This window comes from Lentzea sokolovensis (assembly GCF_033949975.1).
GTDB lineage: Bacteria > Actinomycetota > Actinomycetes > Mycobacteriales > Pseudonocardiaceae > Lentzea > Lentzea sokolovensis.
On sequence record NZ_JAXAVU010000011.1, the window covers coordinates 278,664 to 297,204 of the forward strand.

The 18,541-nt window shown below is 68.9% G+C and carries 16 protein-coding genes; 8 read left to right on the forward strand and 8 right to left on the reverse strand.

The features are described from left to right. Window positions 1-31: 31 nt before the first annotated feature. Window positions 32-664 (forward strand): TetR/AcrR family transcriptional regulator C-terminal domain-containing protein, encoded by a 633-nt coding sequence (locus tag SK854_RS28215; protein ID WP_319978125.1) that lies wholly within the window; start codon window positions 32-34, stop codon window positions 662-664. On the opposite strand, the gene SK854_RS28220 is transcribed toward SK854_RS28215, so the two are convergent. Then, complete coding sequence (locus SK854_RS28220; protein WP_319978126.1) at window positions 661-2,670, reverse strand: NPCBM/NEW2 domain-containing protein; 2,010 nt, start codon at window positions 2,668-2,670, stop codon at window positions 661-663. The genes SK854_RS28215 and SK854_RS28220 overlap by 4 nt on opposite strands. Before the next feature lie 112 nt (window positions 2,671-2,782). Further along, entirely contained in the window at window positions 2,783-4,471 is a 1,689-nt protein-coding gene (locus SK854_RS28225; protein ID WP_319978127.1) for an acyl-CoA dehydrogenase, read from the reverse strand. Window positions 4,472-4,616: 145 nt separating this feature from the next. On the opposite strand from SK854_RS28225, the gene SK854_RS28230 reads away from it, so the two are divergent. Together SK854_RS28230 and SK854_RS28235 are read left to right on the forward strand one after the other, a co-directional pair. Further along, entirely contained in the window at window positions 4,617-5,696 is a 1,080-nt protein-coding gene (locus tag SK854_RS28230; RefSeq protein ID WP_319978128.1) for a WD40/YVTN/BNR-like repeat-containing protein, read from the forward strand. Continuing rightward, window positions 5,693-5,977, forward strand: coding sequence for a MoaD/ThiS family protein (locus SK854_RS28235; RefSeq protein WP_319978129.1), 285 nt, complete (start codon window positions 5,693-5,695; stop codon window positions 5,975-5,977). The genes SK854_RS28230 and SK854_RS28235 overlap by 4 nt, the downstream gene beginning before the upstream one ends. A gap of 693 nt (window positions 5,978-6,670) precedes the next feature. On the opposite strand, the gene SK854_RS28240 is transcribed toward SK854_RS28235, so the two are convergent. Together SK854_RS28240 and SK854_RS28245 are read right to left on the reverse strand one after the other, a co-directional pair. Beyond that, window positions 6,671-7,630 (reverse strand): zinc-binding dehydrogenase, encoded by a 960-nt coding sequence (locus tag SK854_RS28240; protein WP_319978130.1) that lies wholly within the window; start codon window positions 7,628-7,630, stop codon window positions 6,671-6,673. A gap of 79 nt (window positions 7,631-7,709) precedes the next feature. Then, a complete protein-coding gene (locus tag SK854_RS28245) occupies window positions 7,710-9,176 on the reverse strand; it encodes an aromatic amino acid ammonia-lyase (protein WP_319978131.1) in 1,467 nt (488 codons plus the stop codon). Window positions 9,177-9,206: 30 nt separating this feature from the next. On the opposite strand from SK854_RS28245, the gene SK854_RS28250 reads away from it, so the two are divergent. Further along, on the forward strand, window positions 9,207-12,182 hold the full coding sequence (locus SK854_RS28250) for a DEAD/DEAH box helicase (RefSeq protein WP_319978132.1): 2,976 nt from the start codon (window positions 9,207-9,209) through the stop codon (window positions 12,180-12,182). Then, window positions 12,175-13,002, forward strand: coding sequence for an SWIM zinc finger family protein (locus SK854_RS28255; protein WP_319978133.1), 828 nt, complete (start codon window positions 12,175-12,177; stop codon window positions 13,000-13,002). The genes SK854_RS28250 and SK854_RS28255 overlap by 8 nt, the downstream gene beginning before the upstream one ends. A gap of 327 nt (window positions 13,003-13,329) precedes the next feature. Here the strand turns inward: SK854_RS28255 and SK854_RS28260 are convergent, their stop codons facing one another. The 3 genes from SK854_RS28260 to SK854_RS28270 form a co-directional block, all read right to left on the reverse strand. Next, window positions 13,330-13,602, reverse strand: coding sequence for a GlsB/YeaQ/YmgE family stress response membrane protein (locus SK854_RS28260; RefSeq protein WP_319978134.1), 273 nt, complete (start codon window positions 13,600-13,602; stop codon window positions 13,330-13,332). Window positions 13,603-13,664: 62 nt separating this feature from the next. Next, window positions 13,665-14,147, reverse strand: a complete 483-nt coding sequence (locus tag SK854_RS28265) for a hypothetical protein (RefSeq protein WP_319978135.1) — start codon at window positions 14,145-14,147, stop codon at window positions 13,665-13,667. A 100-nt stretch (window positions 14,148-14,247) separates the two neighbouring features. Further along, window positions 14,248-15,312, reverse strand: a complete 1,065-nt coding sequence (locus tag SK854_RS28270) for a DUF2786 domain-containing protein (protein ID WP_319978136.1) — start codon at window positions 15,310-15,312, stop codon at window positions 14,248-14,250. Between the two features lie 62 nt (window positions 15,313-15,374). Here SK854_RS28270 and folP point away from each other — a divergent pair, with 62 nt between their 5' ends. The 3 genes from folP to SK854_RS28285 are packed head-to-tail and all read left to right on the forward strand — an operon-like array spanning window position 15,375 to window position 17,485. Then, window positions 15,375-16,199 (forward strand): dihydropteroate synthase, encoded by an 825-nt coding sequence (gene folP / locus SK854_RS28275; protein ID WP_319978137.1) that lies wholly within the window; start codon window positions 15,375-15,377, stop codon window positions 16,197-16,199. 14 nt (window positions 16,200-16,213) lie between these two features. Continuing rightward, window positions 16,214-17,152, forward strand: coding sequence for a hypothetical protein (locus SK854_RS28280; RefSeq protein WP_319978138.1), 939 nt, complete (start codon window positions 16,214-16,216; stop codon window positions 17,150-17,152). Window positions 17,153-17,200: 48 nt separating this feature from the next. Beyond that, a complete protein-coding gene (locus SK854_RS28285; protein ID WP_093598851.1) occupies window positions 17,201-17,485 on the forward strand; it encodes a hypothetical protein in 285 nt (94 codons plus the stop codon). On the opposite strand, the gene SK854_RS28290 is transcribed toward SK854_RS28285, so the two are convergent. Continuing rightward, window positions 17,442-18,494: a cytochrome P450 family protein gene (locus tag SK854_RS28290; RefSeq protein WP_319978139.1), complete on the reverse strand. Its 1,053-nt coding sequence runs from the start codon at window positions 18,492-18,494 to the stop codon at window positions 17,442-17,444. The two genes, SK854_RS28285 and SK854_RS28290, sit on opposite strands and share 44 nt — an antisense overlap. Between the last annotated feature and the right edge of the window lie 47 nt (window positions 18,495-18,541).

Sequence of the window (18,541 nt, forward strand, 5' to 3'; positions counted from 1 at the left end):
GAAGTTACTCCACGTCGTATGGTCTCCGCCAGTGTCCTCATCACGTGAACCGCTGACCCGTGCCCGCATCGTGGATGCGGCAGTGCGGTTGATCGAACGTGAGGGCGTCGAGGCCGTCTCGATGCGTCGTCTCGCCGCCGAGCTGGGCGCGGGCACGATGTCGTTGTACAACCACGTGCCGAACAAGGCGCTGCTGGTGGATCTCGCGGCCGAGCGGATCATGGCCGAGGCGCAGCCGTACGAGGTCGACAGCGACGACTGGCGTGATCACATCCGGGCGCACGCCCGTGCGGTGCGGGAGCTGGCGCACCGGCACCCCCGCGCGTTCGTGATGCTGGCGACGCGGCGGCTGAGCACCGAGGCGGGGTTCCGGACGATCGAGGCGGCGCTGGTGAACTTCGACCGCGCCGGGTTCCGGGGCAAGGTCGCCGTCGGGATGATGCGGGCGATGGTGTCGTACCTGCTGGGCACGTTGATGAGGGAGGTCGCGACCTCGCCAGAGCTCGGCGGGATCGCGCTGTCTCCCTACGTCGACGTCGACATGGCGGCGTTTCCGCTGTCCGCGGGCGTTCTGGACGAGCTGGGGACCTACGACCACGATCACGAGTTCGAGTTCGGGCTCGAACTCATGATCGCGGCTTTGGAGCGCTACCAGTCCGGCTAGCAGGTGATCTTCAGGTCACCCCAGTCGGCGTGGTCGTAGGACTTGCCGTTGCCGCCGTCCTTGACGATCAGCCGGGTGACCGTGGCGCCGGAGACGTCGGTCTCCAGCGACTTCGCGGCGTCGCTGCCGGTGACCGGGCCGCTGTCGTGGACCATTCGGTTGTCGGCCCAGACCTCGTAGCTGACCAGACTGAGCGGGTTGACCTTCCGGTCGTCGATGCCGATGGTCGCGGTGAGCTTGGTGCAGTTGCCGCCCGTGTAGTACTCGACGTGGGCGGGGGCGTGCGTGCCGAGGCCCTTCGCGAAGACCTTGCCGCGGATCGTGATCGGGCCGCCGTCGCCCTGTTTGGCCTCGCCGTTGGTGGTGTCGATCTCTACCGGGCCGTGGCCGTTCGCCGACCGCAGCCACTTCAGGTCGCTGACGAAGAGCTCGCCCTTCGGTGCCGCGCCGGGTACCAGTGCCTCGGTGGAGTACTGCCTGGTCACCGGGTTGTTCTCGTGCGGGCTGTGGAAGGTGAAGCTCGCGTTGACCGGGAACCTGCCGGCTTGGGCGTTCTGCGGCACGGTGACCTGCCAGGTGGTCCGGAAGCTCTTCTCGCCGGGCAGGATCGCCTTGAAGCTGGTCGTCGTGGCTTTCGCGGACCAGCCCAGGGGGACCTGGAGGGTGGCCTGGACCAGGGCGATCGGCAGGCGGCCTGCGTTGGTGACGGACGTGGTGTAGGTGACGGTCCTGCCGGGCTGGACGATCGGAAGTGCGCCCGGGTACAGGACTTCGCCGTCCGCGGCCGTGGTGACGGTGGGCGGGTGTCGGTACCAGTCGTTGGCATTGCTGACACGGAACATCGCCGAGCCGTGCGGCGGGAGTGCGGCGCTGATCGCGTTCGCGGTGTGGGTGGTGGTCTTGGCCCAGAGGTCGCGGACCTTGTAGCCGTTGGTCTTGTTGAGGCCGAGTTCTTGTGCCGTGACGGACATGGTGGCGGCGCTGTCGTTCTCGTTGAAGAGGAGGACGGCCTTGTCGCCGTTGCTGAGCGGCTTGACGAGGACGTGGTTGCCGCCTTCGTTGCGGATCACCTTGCCCTGCACCCCGAGCTTGTCCTGGTTGACGGCGATGACCTCGCGGTTCTCCAGGATCTCGAACGTCTCCGGGCTGACCTTGCGCAGGTCCGCGCCGATCAGCAGCGGGGCGGCCATGATCGACCAGAGGCTGAAGTGGCTGCGGTACTCGAGGTCCGTCATGCCGCCGTTGCCGACCTCCAGCATGTCCGGGTCGTTCCAGTGGCCGGGGCCCGCGAAGTCGGCGAGTTCCATGTTGCGCTTGGCGATCGACACCATGGAGTTCCAGTTGTCGCTGATGTCGCCGGTGGTGCGCCACAGGTGGCCGACGTCCTTCGCCCACTCCCACGGCTTGTTCTGGCCCCACTCGCAGAGGCTGAACACGATCTGGCGGCCGGTGGCGTTCAGAGCGTCGCGCATCCTGGTGTAGCGCAGTTTCGCGTCCACGCCCTGGTTGTTGCAGTTGTCGTACTTGAGGTAGTCGACGCCCCAGCCCGCGAACAGCCTCGCGTCCTGCACCTCGTGGTCGAGGCCGCCCGGGAAACCGCCTTCCTTGTTGCAGGTCTTGGTTCCCGCGCTCGTGTAGATGCCGAACTTGAGGCCCTTGGAGTGGACGTAGTCCGCGACTGCCTTGATGCCGTTGGGGAAGCGTGTCGGGTGGGGGACGAGGTCGCCGTTCGCGTCACGTTCGGGGAGCGCCCAGCAGTCGTCGATGTTGACGTACTCGTAGCCCGCGTCCTTCAGGCCCTTGGTCACGAAGATGTCGGCGATGCCCTTGACCATGTCTTCGTTGAAGTCGTTGCGGCAGTGCGTGCTGTTCCAGTTGTTGAAGCCCATCGGCGGTGTCAGCGCCAGGTCTGGTTTCTGCGCCTGTGCCTGGGGCGTGACGAGAGTGCCTGCGGCGATGAGGGTGGCGACTGCGGCTGTGCGCCATCTGCGGAGATCCACTTGCACGCGCTCCAATCTGCGGAGTGCGGCGGCAGAGCCTCATGTAAACGTTTGTGTAACACGCACGTCAAGGGGGCGGAACCTGTCGGCTCCGCCCCCTCGTGTCTCGTTCGGTGCCCTAGGGGCGCATCTCGTACCGGCCGGACAGCGCCTCGACCTGCTGCCAGACGGCGTCGAAACGGGCCTGGTCGACGTGCGGCTTGCGGATCTGCGCGACGGCCCACTGCTGCTGGGCCTCGGTGCTGCTGGCCTTGCCGTGCAGGGCGGTCGCGTAGCCGGCGAAGTCGCGGACCAGGACGTCGAAGATCTGGTCCAGGACGCTCTGGTCGGTCTTCGTGATCTTGGCCTGCTCCAGGACCAGCTGGCCGTAGACGACCAGGGTGAACAGGTGGCCCAGGTTGAGCAGGAAGTCGAGGTCCTTCTGCTGGTCCGCGTCCGGCGCGGCCGTGGTGAGCAGCGTCTTGATGGCGTTCGCCTGCTCGTGGAACAGCGCCACGTTGGGCAGGTGGGCGTGCTCGGCGTAGATCGGCTCCCAGTCGTGGAACTGGATCTTGCCGAGGCCGCGCGCGGGGCCCTGGTGCCAGAAGAAGTCGTCGTCCGTCGCGTCGTGACGCGTCGGGACCTCGTCGTAGGCCTTGGGGTTGAAGAGGTAGTTCGGCATGAACTTCAGCACCAGCGCCAGGTTCACGTGCACGGTGCCCTCGAGCTTGGGCAGCGCGCGGATGTCGGCCGTGGCGCGGGTGAAGTAGGTGTCCTTCTCGAAGCCCTTGGCGGCGATGACGTCCCAGAGCAGGTCGATGACGTTCTCGCCCTCGCTCGTCACCTTCATCTTGGTGATGGGGTTGAAGAGGAGGTAGCGGCGGTCGTTCTCGTTGGCGCTGCGGAAGTAGTCGACCGACCTGTCCGCGAACAGCTTCATGGCGGTGAGGCGCGCGTAGGCGTCGACGAAGTTCTGGCGCACGTGCGGGAAGTTCGTGACCGGGTTGCCGTAGAGGATCCGGTTGTGGGCGTGGGTGATCGCCTCGTAGAACGAGTGCTCGCAGATGCCGATGCTGGCCGTGCAGAGGTTGAACTTGCCGACGTTGACGGTGTTGAGCGCCGCGCTGAACGCGTCGGGGCCGCGGTGCAGGACGTCCGCGTCGGTGATCGGGTAGTCGTCGAGGCGGAACTCGCTCACGAACATCTGGCTGTCCACGACGTTCTTGATCAGCTCGAAGTTCTCGTGCTGGCTGTCGACGGCGAAGAAGACGTACTCGTCCGAGTCCGCGAGCTTGCCGAAGACGCTGACCATGCCGGCGACGTTGCCGTTGCCGATGTAGTACTTGCTGCCGCTGGCCCGGTAGCCGTCGTCGGTCTTCGTGACGATCATGTCGGTGCTGTAGACGTCGGCGCCGTGCTCCTTCTCGGAGAGGCCGAACGCGAAGACCGCGCCGCTGTCGAGGAGGGCCGCCGCCTTCTGCTTGGCCTCCTCGTTGCCGCTCATCCAGATGGGGCCGAGGCCGAGAACCGTGACCTGCCAGGCGTACCAGTACTGAAGGCCGTAGAAGCCGAGCACCTCGCTGAACGCGGCGTTGCGGGCGGCGTCCCAGCGCTTGGTGCCGTCGACGCTCGCGGGCGTGCAGAAGGTGGCGAAGAGCTTCTCGCGCTTCACGAAGTCGAGGAACTCGGTGTACCAGACCTTGTCCTGCGCGTCCGCGATGAGCTGCCGCTTGCCGCGGGCCTCGAACCAGTCGACGGTCGCCCTGAGCAGGCGCCGCGTCTCGTCGTCGAGGTGGGCGGGGTCGTAGTGGTTCGGGTCGAGCAGCACTGGCGCCTCCTTGCGTCTCTTCTTTCGGACGCTACCAGTGAGTAACTTGTGGGTCTACGTGGGGTTTCCCTCGCGCTCAGAAATTGTCAGACCCCCGGCGTAACGTGCTCCGCATCACATCTTCTGACTGGGAGGCTGCGTTGCGATGACGGTGGTCGTGGCGATCGGTACGCGCAAAGGGCTGTGGCTCGCCCGTAGTGAGGATCGGGTCACGTGGCAGGTCGACGGGCCGCACCACGCGATGCAGGAGGTGTACGCGGTCGCGTTCGACTCGCGCGCGGGTCTGCGGTTGATGGCCGGGGTGTCCTCACCGCACTTCGGCCCCGGCGTGTCCATCTCGGACGACCTGGGGGCCACCTGGGAGGAGTCCTCCACACCACCGATCGCGTTCCCGGTGGAGGACGCCGCCCTGGAACGCGTCTGGCAGCTCCAGCCGGCTCCGGCCTCGCAACCGGGCGTGGTCTACGCGGGCACCCAGCCGTCAGCGCTGTTCAAGTCGTCGGACGGCGGCCGCTCGTTCGAGTTCGTCGAGGGCCTCTGGAACCACCCGCACCGCCCGGAGTGGGAGGCGGGCTTCGGCGGCCAGGCGGTGCACACGATCGTGCCCGACCCGGTCGACCCGGACCGGATGCTGGTGGCGATGTCGACCGGCGGCGTCTACCGCACGGCCGACGGCGGCAAGTCCTGGGAGGCCAGGAACAAGGGCATCAAGGCGTACTTCTTCCCGGACCCGTGGCCGGAGTTCGGCCAATGCGTCCACAAGGTCGCACAGCACCCGTCGTCGCCTTCGCGCTTCTACGCCCAGAACCACCACGGCGTCTACCGGAGCGACGACGGCGGCGACACCTGGCAGTCCATCGCCCAGGGCCTCCCGACGGACTTCGGCTTCGCGATGGTCGTCCACCCCCACGACCCGGACACGATCTTCACGTTCCCGATCGAGGCCGACGGCCGCCGCTTCCCACCGGAAGGCAAGTGCCGCGTCTACCGCTCCAGAGACGCCGGCTCGTCCTGGGAGGCCCTGGGCGAAGGCCTCCCCGATGACTTCTGGACAGCAGTGATGCGCGACGCCATGTGCGCCGACGACGCCCCGGTCCCCGGCGTCTACTTCGGCTCCCGCTCAGGCGAGGTCTACGCCAGCCCGGACGAGGGCGAGACCTGGCACCAGGTGGCCGCCCACCTCCCGGACGTGATGTCGGTCCGAGTCGCGGTGATCCCGACGTGAAGGTCACGGTCCTGATCCCAGGCGTCCTGCGCAACGCCACCGACGGCGCCGCCCACCTGGACGTCGACGTCCCAGACCCGGCCACCCTGGGAGCAGCCCTCGACGTACTGGCAAACACCTACCCGGCCCTGGACCGCCGCCTGCGCGACGAACGATCCACCCTCCGCCGCTACGTGAACTTCTACGTCAACGGCGAGGAGTGCCGCCGCCTGTCCGGCCCGTCCACCCCACTCCCAGCAGGCGCCGAAATCCAGATCCTGCCCTCGGTGGCAGGAGGCTGACGGCCCGGCCGGGCTGCGCCGTACCGGGGATGGCGGCGCACCCCGGCCAGGCCGGCAAGTAGCACGCGGGTCGTGTCGTGTCGGGTCGGGTCGCGGGGATCTACGAGCCGTGGCCCGGCTCCGGCCGGTTCCTGCCGGCCTCGGCCACCCGGACGGGTGAACCTGGTCCCGATCCACGCCTGACGCCGTCTAGTAGATGTCCGGAAACCATGATCACCTTCCCCCGCAAAGCGGAAGGGGGCGGGCGGCGGCGGAAGGGGCGGCCAGAGCGGCAGGTGAGCGAGAAGGCCGACCGGACAGGACGAACTCTCCCTGGACTGGCCCTCTAGACCGACCGACGGCCCCGACCGTTCCGATCGGCCACCCCTGACCGCCCTGATCCACCGTCCAGCCCGACCGATCCCCCACCGATCGCCTAGCCCGGCCGCCTAGCCCGGCCGTCCAGCCCGGCCGTCCCGACCGGCCGCCCTGGGCGACCGCTCAGCCCGGCCGTCCCGACCGACCCCTACCGAGCTCGGCCGACCGCCCAGCTCGGCCGTCCCGACTGACCCCCGACCGGCCGCTCCGGCCGTCCCGAACGACGGCCCTGACCAGCCGCCTCGATCGCCCCCGACCGGCCACTCCGACCAGCACCCTCTGACTGGCCTCCATCGATCGATTGCCCGAGGCGGGCCCTCCCCGTGTGTCGGGTGATCAGATCAGCAGCAGCGACTTGCCGAGTGTGGCGCGTTCCTCCAGCGACCGATGCGCCTTCTCGGCCTCCGCCAGCGGGTACGTCGCGCCGATCACCGGCCGAAGCCGTCCCTGCGTCGCGAGAGCGAGCGCGTCCGTGTGGAGTTCGCGCAATGTCGCCGGGTCGGGCGCCCCGGCTGCCAGCACGTTGTCCACGTGCACTCGCCGACGGTTTGCCAGTTCCGGGTCGATGTCGGCGAACCCGTCCGAGCTGCCGTAGGTGACGAAGCGGCCGCCGTCGGCCACGGTCTCGAACACGGCCCTGCCGAGTGCTCCTCCCGCGCCGTCGAAGGCGAGGCCTACCCCGCCCGTTGCCTCGCGGACTTGGTCCTGCCAGCCGTCGAGCGAGTAGTCGACGGCGAGTTCCGCGCCCAGTTCCCGGCTCAGCGCGAGCTTGTGCTCGCCTCGGGCCGCGGCGATGACCCGTGCGCCGGCGTCGCGCAGGAGTTGGACCAGCAGCGAGCCCGCGCCGCCCGTCGCGGCCGCCACCAGGACCCAGTCGCTTTTTGTGATCTCCACGCGGCGGGCCAGCAGCAGCGCGGTGGCGCCGTCGTGCACCATGGCTGCCGCCTCCGCCGAGCTCAGGCCTTCCGGGACCTCGACGATCTCGTTGGCCGGGAAGAGGGTCTGCTCGGCGTAGCCTCCCGGGGCGCGTGACAGGACGCGGCGGCCCAGCCAGGCCGGGTCCACGCCTTCGCCTGTCGAGAGCACGCGGCCGACGCCGCCTCCGCCGGGCACGTACGGGAGGGTCAGCGGGAAGTGCTCGCCGCCCCAGCCGCTGCGCAGCAGCGTGTCGAGAAGGATCACGTCGGCGACTTCCAAGGCCACCAGGACCTGTCCCGGACCTGCCGCCGGCTCGGGGATCTCTTCCACGCGGAGCACCTCGGGTCCGCCGAACTCGTGCACACGGACAGCACGCACCACAACCACATCCCCCGCTCGATCAACTGGTCGCGTCCCACCGTAGAAGCTCCAGTTTGGTGGAGATCAAGGCCGGATGTCAGCAGGTGGCGAAGTCGTCCAGGAGTGCCGAGGCCACCTCTACGTCCGGGCTGAGCTGGCGGTCGGACATGTCCGGGTTGAGCTTCGACTCGGCTGTCTCGAAGGCGGACCGCAGCGGCGGGGTTTGCGGGGTGATGCCGCGCAGCCGCAGGGCGCGGACGGCGGCTACCACCTCGCAGGCCAGGACCAGGCGGAAGGCGGTCAGGGAGCGCAGGGCCTGGGACGCGGACTGGAAGGCGAAGCTCGAGTTCTCCTCCTGGCCGCGCGACACGACGGCGTTGCCGATGCTCGCGGGTTCGGCGAGGGTGCGGACCTCGGCCAATGCCGAGTTGGCGCTGTATTCGAGGATCATCACGCCCGAGCTGCCTCGCACGCCCTCCGCCAGGAACGGGCGCAGGCCCGTGAAGTTCGGTTCCACCAGTGTTGCCAGGCGGGCGGTCGAGATGTGGCCGGTGTGCAGCATCGACAGCCTGAGTCGGTCGAGGGCCTGGCCCAGGTACGCGCTGTGGAAGGCGCCGTGGTGGTAGGCGGCGTCGTCTTCCGGGCCGAAGTGGTCGGAGACGATCAGCGGGTTCTCGGCGGCGGCGTTGAACTCGACGTCCAGGACGCGGGCCAGGTCGGTGGCGGCGTCGACGGCCGGGCCGTGGATCTGCGGGAAGCAGCGGTAGCCGAACGGGTCCTGGATGCGCGCGGCCGGGCGTGGGGGTTCGCCGATCAGGCGGCGCATTTCGGCGGCCACGGCGACCTGGCCCGGGTGTGGGCGGCCGAGGTGGACGCGTTCGTCGTAGGCCTCGGCGGCTCCGTCCACGGCCAGGAACGAGAGTGCGGCTACCACGTGCGTGGCCTTCAGCAGTTGGTGCGCGTCCTGCCAGGCCAGGCCCGCCATGCCGATGGTGAGGGCGTTGCTGCTGATCAACGCCAGCGCGTCGCCCGAGTCGAGCTCGATCGGGTCCGGGGTCTGCGTGGAGCCGAGCCAGTAGCGCTCGCCGAGCAGGGTCAGGCCCGTTTCGGCCAGGGCGGTGAGGTCGCCCGTGCCGATGGCGCCGTACTCGTGCACGCCGGGGTAGCAGCTGCTGTTCAGGGCGGCGAGGAGCGCGTCGGCCACGGCTCTGCGCACGCCGGCGCCGCCCGCGAGGAGTTGGTTGAGGCGCACGACCATCATGGCGCGCACCTGTTCCTCGGGGAGCATGCCGCCGAGTCCGCCCGCGTGACTGCGCAGCAGGCGCAGGCCGTGCTCGGCCCAGCCTTCCGTGCTGACGATCTGATCGCGGTTCGCGCCCACACCGGTCGTGCGGCCGTAGACCTGCCGTCGCACCACGAGGCGCTGGCTCGCGCCCCACGACGCTTCGAGGCGTGCGACGCCATCAGCGTGCAGAGCCACCGGGGAGTGGTACCGCGCGACGCGCACCACGTCGTCGGCGCTGAGGGACTGACCGTCCAGCACGACAGGGGAGTCTTCGACCATGGCGCCAATGTGAGCACATAGGGTTCGGAGGTGCTCGTACTGCATGGTCTGTGCACGACCGACGGCGTCCTCGCGCTGTGGGCCGAGGACTCCGGGCTGCCCGCACGCAGTGAGAGCACGCGACGGGACGCACCGCACCCGTTCGCGGCGACGGCCGAGTCACTGGCCGCCGCGCTCGGGCAGGAACCACTCAAAACGACCACGCGGGCGTTGCTGTTGCCGTCCTTCTCATCGGGTCCGATGGCCTCGCCCGAGCTGGTCCGCGACCCGCTGACGGCCGGACGAGCGCCGCGCGGCAAGGTCCAGCTGCGGCAGTGGGGCGTCCCCACGATCCGCCTCGACGGTGCCCCGGAACTCGGCGGCGAGATGCGGCTGAGCGACTCCGCGCGGTTCGTGTTCGACGTGGCCGGGTTCGCCGCGGACCTGGTCGACCGCGGCCGCGTGCTGCCCTCGGTCGCGCCGGAGCGGGCCGTCGCGCGATGGGTGCCGGTGCTGTCGGGAACGGACTCGGCGCGGTTCGCGGCACTGCAGGCCGCGATGCCGCCCGCCTGCCGGTGCGAGGAGATCGTCAGCGACCCGGCGGAACTGGTGCGCGCCGCCCTCACGACCGCGGTCGACGAGCAGGTGCGGAGCCGGTTGAACGGCACCGCGCTCGCCCCGGCGCGACGCGGACGCGTGACGACCGCGGAGTCGTGGCTCGCCGCGCTCACCGGCGAAGCCGCGTTCGACGCCGATCCGGTCGAGCTCTACGAACTGCGCGAGCAACTGGACCGCTGGCGGGACAGCGCGGGCAACGAAAGCCCGGTGCGCACGTGCTTCCGGCTGCGCTCGCCCGAGCAGCGTGAGGACGACGAGTGGGCCGTCGAGTTCCTGCTGCAGGCCGTCGATGAGCCGAGCGTTCTCGTGCCCGCGCACCAGGTGTGGTTCGCCGACGACGGCGTGCTGCGGCGCTGGATCCCGGCACCGCAGGAGCACCTGCTGGCCGATCTCGGCCGCGCGAGCAAGCTGCATCCTGAGCTGGACGAGGCGTTGCGCGGCTCGCATCCGGCCGAGATGGAGGTCGACGCGGAAGGCGCGTACCGGTTCCTGACGGCGGCGCCCGTGCTGGCGCAGGCCGGGTTCGGCGTGCTGCTGCCGTCGTGGTGGCAGCAGACGACGAAACTGGGGCTGAAGCTCACGACGAAGAGCCGCGGCACGGCCGGAACCGTCGCCAAGGAGAGCGAGATCGGCCTGAAGTCCATTGTGGACTACAAGTGGGAGCTCGCCCTCGGCGAGGACACGCTGACCGACGCCGAACTCGCCGAACTGGCCAGGGCGAAGGTGCCGCTGGTCAAGGTGCGCGGCCAGTGGGTGCAGGTCGACCAGAAACGGCTCGCCGCGGGACTCGCGTTCCTCAAACGCGGCGGCGGGCAGATGACCGCGGCCGAAGTGATGCTCCACAGTGGACTCACCGAGGAGGACGAGAGCCTGCCGCTGCCGCTGATGTCCGTCGAGGCCGACGGCTGGCTCGGCGACCTGCTGTCCGGCAAGGCCGACGAGCAGATCGAACCCGTTGAGCCGCCGGAGAACTTCCTCGCGCAGCTGCGCCCGTACCAGCAACGCGGTCTGGCCTGGCTCGCGTTCCTCGACAAGATCGGCCTGGGCGCGTGCCTCGCCGACGACATGGGCCTCGGCAAGACGGTTCAGCTGCTGGCGCTGGAAGCGTTGAACCGCAGTCACGGCAAGAGGCCGCCCACGTTGCTGATCTGCCCGATGTCGGTCGTCGGCAACTGGCAACGCGAGGCGGCGCGGTTCACCCCGGAACTCTCGGTGCACGTGCACCACGGCGCGGACCGCCTGGGCGGCGACGCGCTGCGCGAAGCCGTGGAGAGCAACGACCTCATCCTCACCACCTACGCGTTGGCCGCCCGCGACGCCGACGCGCTGAGCGACCTCGCCTTCGACCGCGTCGTGCTCGACGAAGCGCAGAACATCAAGAACAGCGCTACTCGCCAGTCCCAGGCCGTGCGCCAGATCAAGGCACGCCACCGCGTCGCGCTGACCGGCACGCCCGTCGAGAACCGCCTGGCCGAGCTCTGGTCGATCATGGACTTCGCCAACCCCGGCGTGCTGGGCACGGTCAACACGTTCCGCGCCCGCTTCGCCGTCCCGGTGGAGCGCCACAACGACCAGGGCGCCGCCGCCCGCCTGCGCAAGATCACGAACCCGTTCGTGCTGCGGCGCGTGAAGACCGACCCGCGCATCATCAGCGACCTGCCCGACAAGGTCGAGATGCGCCAGCTGTGCAACCTCACCACCGAGCAGGCCTCGCTCTACCAGGCCGTCGTCAACGACATGCTGGAGAAGATCGAGGAAGCGGAGGGCATCGGCCGCAAGGGACTGGTGCTCGCGACCATGTCGAAGCTCAAGCAGGTCTGCAACCACCCGGCCCACTTCCTCGGCGACGGCTCCCGCGTCGCCGGCCGCTCCGGCAAGCTCGCGCGCCTGGAGGAGGTGCTCGAGGAAGTGCTCGCCGAGGGTGACAAGGCGTTGTGCTTCACGCAGTTCACCGAGTTCGGCAGCATGCTCGTGCCCTACCTGGCCGCGCGCTTCGACACCGAGGTGATGTTCCTGCACGGCGGCACGAACAAAGCCTCCCGCGACCGCATGGTCGAGCGCTTCCAGGACAAGAACGGCCCGTCGCTGTTCCTGTTGTCGCTCAAGGCAGGCGGCACCGGCCTCAACCTCACCGCCGCCAACCACGTGATCCACCTGGACCGCTGGTGGAACCCGGCGGTCGAGGACCAGGCGACCGACCGCGCGTTCCGGATCGGCCAGCGCCGCAACGTGCAGGTGCGCAAGTTCGTCTGCATCGGCACGCTGGAAGAACGCATCGACGCCATGATCGAGGAGAAGCGCGCCCTGGCCCAGCTGGTGGTCGGCGCCGGCGAGAACTGGCTCACCGACCTGTCCACCGCGCAGCTGCGGGACCTGCTGACGCTGTCCGGGGAGGCCATCGGTGAGTGAGCACTGGTCGGGCGAACGCCCCCGCTACGGCAAGACCATCAAGGTGGACAACGGCATCAAGGCGACGAGCAAACGCGGTGACATCGGCGCCACCTGGTGGTCGCGGCGGTTCATCGAGGTGCTGGAGTCGTTCGGCATGGGTGGCAGGCTGACCCGCGGCCGCAATTACGCGCGGCAGGGCCAGGTTCTGTCGTTGTCGCTGTCCACGAGCATGGTCATCGCGCTGGTGCAGGGCTCGCGTCCCACGCCGTACAAGACGCGGATCGCGATCAAGTCGTTCACCGGCCAGGAATGGCAGCGCATCGAGCACGCCCTGGCCGGAAAAGCCCTGTACGCGGCGAAGTTGCTGGCCGGCGAGATGCCGAGTGACATCGAGTCGTTGTTCGCCTCCCTGGGGTTGCGGCTCTTCCCCGCGACGCAGCGCGAGCTGACGATGGACTGCAGCTGCCCGGACTGGGAGGTGCCGTGCAAGCACCTCGCCGCCACCTGCTACCTGCTGGCCGAGTCGTTCGACAAGGACCCGTTCGAGATCCTCGCCTGGCGCGGCCGCGGCCGTGAGGAACTGCTCGACCGCCTCCGCATGCTGCGTGGAAGCGTGCGTTCGGCGGTGGTCCGTGAGGAGGCTCCGCCGCTGACGAGGTGCCTGGACACGTTCTGGCAGAAGCAGACCACCACGAGCATCAACCTCGGCGACCCGACCGCTGTGGTGCGCGCGGACGCCGTGCTCGACCAGTTCGACGGCGTGCCGATCACGGTGGGCCGGTCGTCGCTGGCCGACCTGTTGCGTCCGGCGTATCTCGCTCTGAAGCCGGGCGACTAGATGTACTTGGTCATGAGTGTCGTGGTGATCCAGCCGAGGCGCAGGAACACCGACTCGTGCAGCCGCTCGGCGCCTGCACGCAGCCAGGCGTCGATGTTGCGGGATCCGTTGGGGCGTTGGGGTTCGGGCGCGTTGGGGCGCGGGAAGCAGCGCGGCTCGGACTGCGGACAGCTGTGAGGGGTGTTCGCCGGACTGGTGCGCCGTGGACCCGTTGGGCGCCGTGCGGTCCGGGCGCGGTGGCGTGTGGGCGCGCGGAGGGCGTGGCGGCTCGGGTCTTGGCGGACGGGTGAGTGGGTGGGCGGCTGTGGGCCGCCCTTGCCCGGAGGGTCAGCGGTGGAGTTTCTGCCTGGAGCGGTTGGCCAGCAGGGTCACGCCGACGCCGGCGAGGCCTACCTGCAGGGCCAGTTCGATCCAGTCGATTCCCGGGGTGTTCGCGACGCCGAGGACCGTGGCGGCCGCGGTGCCCAGCAGGGCGGCGACGATGCCCACGAGGATGGTCGCGAGCAGCGAGACGTGTTGCCTGCCTGGGATCACCAGGCGGCCGAGACCACCGATGATGGCTCCGAAGAGCAGCGCGGTGAACAAGCCGCCGATTTCCACTGTTACCCCCTGAGACTCTGGTGCCTGCTACTCCAGAATCCGCTGGGCGCGGGCTTCGCGAATCAGGTCTTTCCCTGAGTGGCCCCTGACTTTCCCCCTAGCAGCACGGCGGCTGTCGCGGAGAGTTCGCGGCCGGGCACGTCCGGATCGCAGCCCACCCTCGCCAGGCGGGCGCGGATGGCCGTGGGGGAGCGCTGCATGTCGTCGGCCAGGGACCTGATCAGCGCGGGGGAGAGGAGGTCGGTCGGGGTGAGCCAGGTGGTGCGCAGTTCGGTGTCGAGGGATTCGGTCCAGGGCTGGTTGGCGTTCGCGTGGCGGGACGGCTTGCCGCGCAGGCGCGTGTGGGCGCCCAGGACGCGGGCGAGGAGCTTGCCGATCGTGGTGCCGCCCTCGACCGGCAACCGGAGGCGGCCGTCCGCGACCACCTCGCCCGAGTCGAGCGAGCCCAGCAGGTCGAGCACCATCGATTCGTCGGAGTCGGTCGTCGCGCTCAGCCGGTAGTTGACCTCGCCGAGCTTGATCTCGTTGTGGAAGGTGGATGTCATGGGGTCGACGTTAGGGAGGGGGTCTGACTCTTTTTCCGGGGTGAGCCGCCGGAGAGGCCTGGGGACGGGGGAGTTCACTCGAAGGGGTGGGGGGCCACGCCTAGCCCGACGTCACGGCGCTCCGCCCGGTACCGATGTCGGCGCGGTCCGCGGCCGCACGTCCGGCACCCCAACCCGCGGCTGACCGCACCGTCACGCGTGAGGTGCGCGTACGCGTGAACATCTGCTCGAACAACGTGTCCACGGCCTGCTTGCGGTCCGCGAGCACCGGCAGCAGCCGCTCGTCCGAGACGATCGGGTCGTCCGGGGAGACCGGCACGGCCGTCATGGCCTCCAGCCGCTCCCCGATCCGCGACGCGTACGCCACCAGGAACGCCTTCCGGAACGGCCGTGAGCGCGCCTCGCTGCCCTTCCCCGCCGGACCGCCGATGGCCACCATCGCCCGTGTCGCCTGCACGAGCAGAGACGTCGACAGGAGCTCCACGCTCTCCAAGTCCACCTCGTCCCCCACGAGAGCGATGAACCCGAACGCGTCGTAGGCCACCGCCCGCGACCGGAACGCCTCCGCGACCACGTGCACGAGCTGCGCCTTCTCCTTGAAGTAGCTCTTGTCCAGCCACATCCGCCGCGACGTCGCCTCCGCCGGCAGGTCCGCGTCGAGCATCGCCCGCTCCAGCGCGTGCCGGTTCATCAGCTCCTGCGCCTTGGCCGACAGCGCCTCCGCCTCTTCGGGGAACGCCGTCGACTCGGCCTTCGCGAGCAGGCCGCGGACCCGGTTGAGCACCTTCGGGTCCAGCCCCGCGCGCACGGCGAACGTCAACACGTCGCCCGGCAACGGCAGGATGTGCGGCAACGAAGGCAACCGCCCGAGGAACTTCAGCAGCTCGGCGGCCGTGCGGTTCGCATACGACAGCGTCTCGATGTGACGCGTCGCCCACGCCTCGATCAGCGGCCCCTCCCACCACACGGAGGCGCCGATCTCGTCGAGCTGACGCTGCCACCGCGGATGCACGGTCGCCTCGGCGTGCGGCGAACAGGACAACGCGATCACGTCCACCACGAGGGACGAGGCCGACTCGTCGAGCGAACGCGACACGATCTCGCGAAGGTCGTACGGCAGCCAGCCGCGCTGCCAGAGCGCGTCGACCGCTTTCACCAGTTCCACGCCATGCAGTATGAGACGTCCGCCATGTGCAAAGGTCGGGGACCACCTGGTAGACACGGGATGTGATCGAGCTCCAGTTCCGCGGCCGGACCGTCGTCCGCGACCACGCGCTGGTGATGGCGATCATCAACCGCACGCCGGACTCGTTCTACGACAAGGGCGCCACCTACGCCGAGGACGTGGCCATGGAGGCCGTGCACCGCGTCGTGGACGAGGGCGCGGACATCGTGGACATCGGCGGTGTGAAGGCAGGCCCCGGCGATCTGGTCGACTCCGGCGAGGAAGTGCGCCGCGTCGTGCCGTTCATCGCCCGCGTGCGCGCCGCCTACCCGGACCTCGTCATCAGCAGCGACACCTGGCGCGCCGACGTCGGCCGGCTCGTCTGCGAGGCCGGTGCCGACCTGCTCAACGACACGTGGGCGGGCGCGGACCCGCAACTGGCCGAGGTCGCCGCGGAGTACGGCGCCGGCTACGTCTGCTCGCACACGGGCGGTGCGCGGCCCCGCACGCGTCCGCATAGGGTTAGTTATCCGAACCTCGTCGCGGACGTCATCGCGGAGACGACGACGCGCGCGGAGAGGGTGGTCGCGCTCGGTGTGCCTCGCAAGAGCGTGCTGATCGACCCCACACACGACTTCGGCAAGAACACATGGCACAGCCTCGCGCTGGTGCGGCACACGGACGAGTTGGTGGCGACCGGGTGGCCAGTGCTGATGGCTCTGTCCAACAAGGACTTCGTCGGGGAGACCCTCGGCGTGGAACTGCACGAGCGCGTCGAGGGAACCCTCGTCGCGACCGCGATCGCGGCGTTGGCGGGCGCCGCGGTCTTTCGCGCGCACGAAGTGGCGCGCACCAGACGAGTACTCGAGTCCGTCGCTCGACTCTGAGCTGGAGGTAACAGGTGGACGACGTCTTCGCCCGGTTCTCGGACGACCGGTGGGACGACTTCCTCGACGAACTCGACAAGATCCGTGTGAGCGTGGTGGATCCCGCGGAACTGCAGCAGATGAAGGTGACCGCGCGCCGCGACGCACGGGAGGCGGGCACTCAGCCGTTGCTCGTGCGGATGGCCCTCGCGGACCACTACCTGAACCTGCTCGCCATCGGCGTGTGGGCGGGTGACGAGAGCTGGCGTGCCGATCTGCGCGACCTGGTCGTCTCTCTCGTGCCCGAGGACGACGAACCACGTGACGACGCCCTGTTGAGCTCTGTCATCGCCGTGGTGCTCGCACAGCTGTTGCAGGACGCACGGCTGCGCGGCGGTTCTGAGGCCGACGTCATCGCACGGTCGGCGTGGGAGAAGGCCCAGGAGTGGGCGGCCTACGCGGAGGACCGTCACGTCGAACGGCTCCTGCACGCCTCCACAGAGGCAGGTGCGCGCGTCGTGACGGAGTCGGAGGTGCGGGAGGTCGTCGAACTGGCCACCGCCGCGGCGGACGATCAGCACGCCGAGACGATCGCCGCGCTGGAGACCGAGGGCTTCACCGCGGAGTTCATGAACGGTGTGTGGGTGGTGGAGGGCGAGTTCCGCAACGCCGTGCGGGCCGCTGCGCGCGCGATCACGCTCACGGGCCACGGCTGCGTCCTCGCGCGCAACATTCGGTCATCGGCCGTGATGTTGTGGCACGAGAACACTCTCGCCATGGCGGACTCGAAGGTGCCGCGCTGGCGCGTCTACCCGATCCTCGCGCCCGTTACGCCGCAATCGAAGTTTTCCGGCGGTGAAGGTCTCCCGTTCACCCGCGAGACACACCCGTTGGCACCCGCTCCGGAAGTCGTGCGCCGGTTGGCCGACGCCGTTGGTGTCAACCTGTCCCATCTGCTGGCTGCATTGCGGTGAAAGGGTGATCTTTGCCTTTCCGCTACCTCGACTCGTTATCTTGGTGTCATGCCCAGATTTGCCGAGTTCGATGTGGAAGGCCTGCGTAAATCCAGCGCCGTCGCCGACTTTCCCTGGTCAGAGACGTGGGTCACGTTGATCCGCGTTGATGCCAAGGGAGTTGTGCGGCAAGCCAAGTCGTTGACCGAGAAAGCTTCTTTGCTGACTGTCGCGTCAGACAAGGACCTGGTCATCGCGTCCTGCCCCGAGATTTACGCGGTCGACGACCTGGTGGCGGCTCGCGCCGCTGTCAGGGCTTCGGTCGCACGCGAAATGATCCCAAGCCTCGGATGAATGACTCCCGCCACTCGGGCTCAGCGGCGAGCACGAGTTCCGGGAATCGTCGAAGGAGCGTTCCGAACGCGATCTCGCCCTCGATACGCGCCAGCCGCGCCCCCACGCAGTAGTGGATCCCGTGACCGAACCCGACGTGTGGGTTTCGACCCAGCTGCAGCACGTCCGGATCGGAGTACCGGGAAGGATCCCGGTTCGCCGCCCCAAGTGAGACGGTGACCTGCGAAGATCTCGGAATCGTGACCCCTCCGATCACCACGTCGGCAGTGGCGACACGACCCAGCCCCAGAGCGAACGGACCGTCGTGGCGCAGGAACTCCTCGACGGCCTCCGGAATCAGGATCGGATCGTCGACCAGCGACCGCTTCAGGGCGGGATCGCGCAGCAGGGCGAGCAGGCCGCTGCCGATGAGCTGCGAGGTCGTCTCATGACCTGCTGTGATGAGCAACACAAGGGTGTTCACGAGGTTCGGTTCGTCGCGGAGCTCGGTGATGACGTCGTCACCGGGCTCTTTGGTGTGCACGAGCTCCTGCGCGTAGGCGGCGAACCTGCCGTAGGCCTCGGCCATGGTCGCCGGGGCGAGCAGCTCCGCGGTCAGCTGCCGGACCTCGTCTCTGTCCTCTTTGGGCACACCTAGGAGTTCACATATGACAGTGATCGGCAGCGGATAGGCGAACGTCTCGATGACGTCCACCTCCTCCGCGTCCTGCCACGCGTCGAGCAGCTCGTTGGCGATCTCCTCGATGCGTGGCCGTAGCGCTTCCATCCGCCGTGTGGAGAACGCGCGCGCGATGGGCTTGCGCAACCGGGTGTGCTCCGGCGGATCGGTGTGGTTCAGCATGCCGCCGGGGATGATGGCGCTGCTCAGGCAGGGGTGGCCGAGCGCCTGCACGACGTCGTCGTAGCGGCTGATCATCCACGACCTCTGGCCGTCCGGGGTTTCGATCAACGCGGGTCCCCGCTCGCGCCACTCGTCGAAGTACGGGGTCGGATCGGTGAAGAAGCTCATGCCGTCATCGTGGTGTCCGCGCTGGTCAGAGGCATGAGTAGGCGATC

What these genes read in the sequence shown, in the direction of transcription:
- SK854_RS28290 (WP_319978139.1), bottom strand. Translation starts at nt 18,494, where the DNA reads ATGAGCTTCTTCACCGATCCGACCCCGTACTTCGACGAGTGGCGCGAG.
- SK854_RS28285 (WP_093598851.1), top strand. Translation starts at nt 17,201, where the DNA reads ATGCCCAGATTTGCCGAGTTCGATGTGGAAGGCCTGCGTAAATCCAGC.
- SK854_RS28245 (WP_319978131.1), bottom strand. Translation starts at nt 9,176, where the DNA reads ATGGTCGAAGACTCCCCTGTCGTGCTGGACGGTCAGTCCCTCAGCGCC.
- SK854_RS28230 (WP_319978128.1), top strand. Translation starts at nt 4,617, where the DNA reads ATGACGGTGGTCGTGGCGATCGGTACGCGCAAAGGGCTGTGGCTCGCC.
- SK854_RS28265 (WP_319978135.1), bottom strand. Translation starts at nt 14,147, where the DNA reads ATGACATCCACCTTCCACAACGAGATCAAGCTCGGCGAGGTCAACTAC.